Here is a 2,845-nt window from a genome sequence, read left to right as displayed (position 1 = left end):
CTCCTGGTCGGTGGAGACGATCTCGCGGCCGAGCGGCATCAGCGAGATCGGGATCATCTTGAGGTTGGCCCAGCCGAAGGGGATGCCGATGACCGTCAGGAACAGCGGGATGCTGGTGAGCAAGTGCCCGATCGCCAGCCACCAGCCGGCGAAGATCAGCCAGATGACGTTGCCGACGCAGGACGCCGGTCCGGCGTCCGGTCGTTCGACGGCGGTGCGGCCGAACGGCCACAGTATGAAGCCGGCGATCCGGAACGACGCGATGCCGAACGGGATCGCGTCCGGACGCTCAGCATGGCGCACTTTCGCCGCTCCGCTTCCGCCTGACGCTGCCACGATCCTGACCAGCGCCAAACACTGATGCCGACGGGGATCCGCCCGGCGGCCTCGTCCGCCGGGAGCACGGCCGGCCGGCCAGCGCGTCGGCCGTCGGCGGAGAGGTCAGTCCCACCAGAAGGACCAGACGTGGGAGCGGACCTGCCCGTCGCCGGCCTGCTCCAGGTCCTGGATGTCGTCGGTCGCGTAGGCGTACTGCTCGATGGCCACCCGGGCCGCGGTGCGCCGGTCGGTCGGTGGGCGGGCGACCAGCAGTTCGAGGCGCGAACTGCCCGCGTAGTAGAGCTCCGCGCCGAACCGCTCGTACCAACTGCGCAGCACCGCGACGTGCCAGGCGGGCACGAGCTCGCGGTCGTCGTCCTCGTGGGGGGGAGAAGCTCCAGTTCGGTGTCTCGAAGGCCTTGGGGAGGAGTGCCGGCACCTCGTAGCCGTGGCGGGCCCGGACGAAGCAGATCGAGACGTCTCCGGTGCCCGAGTGGAACCGGCCGGGGCGGGTAGGCCGGTCGGCTTCGGGATGCTCGGCGAGGTCTGCGGCGAGGGTGTCCTCGAACATGTCGGACGGGAGGGCCATGGGGACTCCCTCCCAGAAGAAGAGGGTCCACTCCCGGGCGGCCGAGACCAGCTCCTGGACCACCTCCTCCGGATCCTGGGCGAGCGCGCGGGCGAGACTCTCCGGGCCGCCGCCGGACCAGCGGCCGCCGTACGCCTCCCGGTCGGCGAAGTCACTGCTCCACAACGGCGAGACGAAGGGGTACCACCCGGTCCGGATGTGCTCGCGGTGGTGGTGCAGCCAGGTCTCGTAGGCCTCGGTCTTGGGGACGCGGATCTCCAGGACGGTCACTGAATCGCCGACCGTAGCGCTGTACACCTCAGTTCGGAGGCGTTCAGTCATGGCTTGCTCGGACAGGATATGAGGGTGGTTCATGGGTTCCTTTCATCAGGATCAGCCAGTGGTCCGGAACGGACAGGCCGTTCCGGACCACCGTGAGGAACTACGAGTTCAGCGAGTGTCGATCATTGTCCGGTAGCCGTCGCGGATGAGGTGGATCTGCGAGAGAAATCCCTTGGAGTAACGGCCAATACGCGTGAACTGCGACTCCTTCTGGCCCGTACACGCGCAGCTGGGCGGCAAGCTGCTGCGCAGGACTGCTTCGACGGGCATGATCACAGTCAGCGACCGGCCAACTCCGCAGCCCTACATCTCCTCGATCTCCTGCAGCAAGCCCCAGGAAAACCTGAAGAAATACCTCCCACCGCTTTCCGTGCTCAACGCAGAATAGGTCTCATAGTGACCCCATCCGTCGATATCTCGCACATCGTCATAGTCCTCGAAGAGCTCACTCTTCACAAAATTCCAAGGGCTGGGAATTCCGAGAGGAAGGGGCGGACCGGATGAGCGGAAGAACTCGGCCCGAACCAGGTGTCGACCCGAGGAGTCAAAATTCATCTCGAATTCGAAATCCGGCCAGAGCGGAAGAGAGTAGCGCTCGGCGACGGAATCGCCGATCACGGCACGGCCTGAACAGGGCAACCGCACGCCAGCCACGAGTTCCCTGACCTCTGCGGCCCTGCCGAGTCCGAGCCGGAGCATCTCGGAGATCTGTTCGGTCACATCTCGGGTCATTCCGCCATTCGATTCGATCCGCCCGACAGCAGCCTCCAGCAGAGCAGTAGGGGGTTCCATGACCTTGAGCAGGTACCTCTGAAACTCGGGAACTCCCAAGCTGTTTGAGGGCACTTGACAACTCCTTCGACAGGAAACGTGGACAGAATAGTCCAGTGCGGCGTTACTTCGATCCCGTCGATGCCGAACCCGACCATCCCCGGTTGTGGAAATACCCTCCCTTCAGGAGTCGCCTCGAACCATGCGTCAACCTGCAGCTGGGCGGGAATTGCTGCCAAATTTCCATTCTTCAGAGAAATAGCACCAGTAGTTTCGCCGAGCGCCGCTTTGGCGGCGTGATCAGCAGCTTGCGCAGCCAGGTTCCGATCGAGCCGGAGTTCGGTCACGCCTTGTGAGACGCGATCAAGCTGCCCGGCGCCCTGGGGATTTGTCGAGTAGCCATACCGATGTTTTTGCCGGAAGCTATCACCCCGTCACACGGGTCCGTGTTGTGAACGAGAACCGGAGTATCCCCCGCCGGCACATAGTACGTGTGCTACGCGGTCTCTCTACCTGTTTTTCGCAGGTCAATGGTGGTTTGACGGTCCGTCGAAGTCCGTGGATGTGCGCTGAAGTCCGTGGTTGTTGCCGTCGCCGCTGCCGTCAGAGGTGCAGACCAGGCGTACTGTTGTCGACCGCGCGCGTGATCCTACTGCCATGCCCCGGGCTCGGCGCGGACGATGGTGCGGGTAGTCTGCTCGTACGACTTGTGGCCGGTCTGCGCGCAGTGCCCAGCGATCCAGCGCGTTAACCTCCGCCTTTCAGTTGGGCCTGGCTGAGCTCGGTTGATGGCACTGGCGACGCGTTGTGCCTGCGTGGAGGTGTGGGGACATGCCGAGGGACCGA

General features: G+C 64.4%; 5 protein-coding genes. 2 read left to right on the top strand and 3 right to left on the bottom strand.

Annotated elements, in window-relative coordinates; genetic code table 11:
• Window positions 1–303, bottom strand: a 303-nt coding sequence (locus ACFRAR_RS38540; RefSeq protein ID WP_380705090.1) for a YccF domain-containing protein, incomplete at its 3' end; no start/stop codon positions are given.
• Between the two features lie 138 nt (window positions 304–441).
• Complete coding sequence (locus tag ACFRAR_RS38535; RefSeq protein WP_380705088.1) at window positions 442–678, bottom strand: DUF4253 domain-containing protein; 237 nt, start codon at window positions 676–678, stop codon at window positions 442–444.
• 227 nt (window positions 679–905) lie between these two features.
• On the opposite strand from ACFRAR_RS38535, the gene ACFRAR_RS38530 reads away from it, so the two are divergent.
• Window positions 906–1,139, top strand: coding sequence for a hypothetical protein (locus ACFRAR_RS38530; protein ID WP_380705086.1), 234 nt, complete (start codon window positions 906–908; stop codon window positions 1,137–1,139).
• A gap of 392 nt (window positions 1,140–1,531) precedes the next feature.
• Here the strand turns inward: ACFRAR_RS38530 and ACFRAR_RS38525 are convergent, their stop codons facing one another.
• On the bottom strand, window positions 1,532–2,074 hold the full coding sequence (locus ACFRAR_RS38525) for a hypothetical protein (protein WP_380705084.1): 543 nt from the start codon (window positions 2,072–2,074) through the stop codon (window positions 1,532–1,534).
• A gap of 41 nt (window positions 2,075–2,115) precedes the next feature.
• Here ACFRAR_RS38525 and ACFRAR_RS38520 point away from each other — a divergent pair, with 41 nt between their 5' ends.
• Window positions 2,116–2,355 (top strand): hypothetical protein, encoded by a 240-nt coding sequence (locus ACFRAR_RS38520; RefSeq protein ID WP_380705082.1) that lies wholly within the window; start codon window positions 2,116–2,118, stop codon window positions 2,353–2,355.
• Window positions 2,356–2,845 lie beyond the last annotated feature (490 nt).

Source organism: Kitasatospora sp. NPDC056651 (genome assembly GCF_042792155.1).
Classification (GTDB): domain Bacteria; phylum Actinomycetota; class Actinomycetes; order Streptomycetales; family Streptomycetaceae; genus Kitasatospora.
The sequence above is the reverse complement of the archived record's forward strand: the minus strand, read 5'-3'. Positions and strand labels throughout refer to the sequence as shown.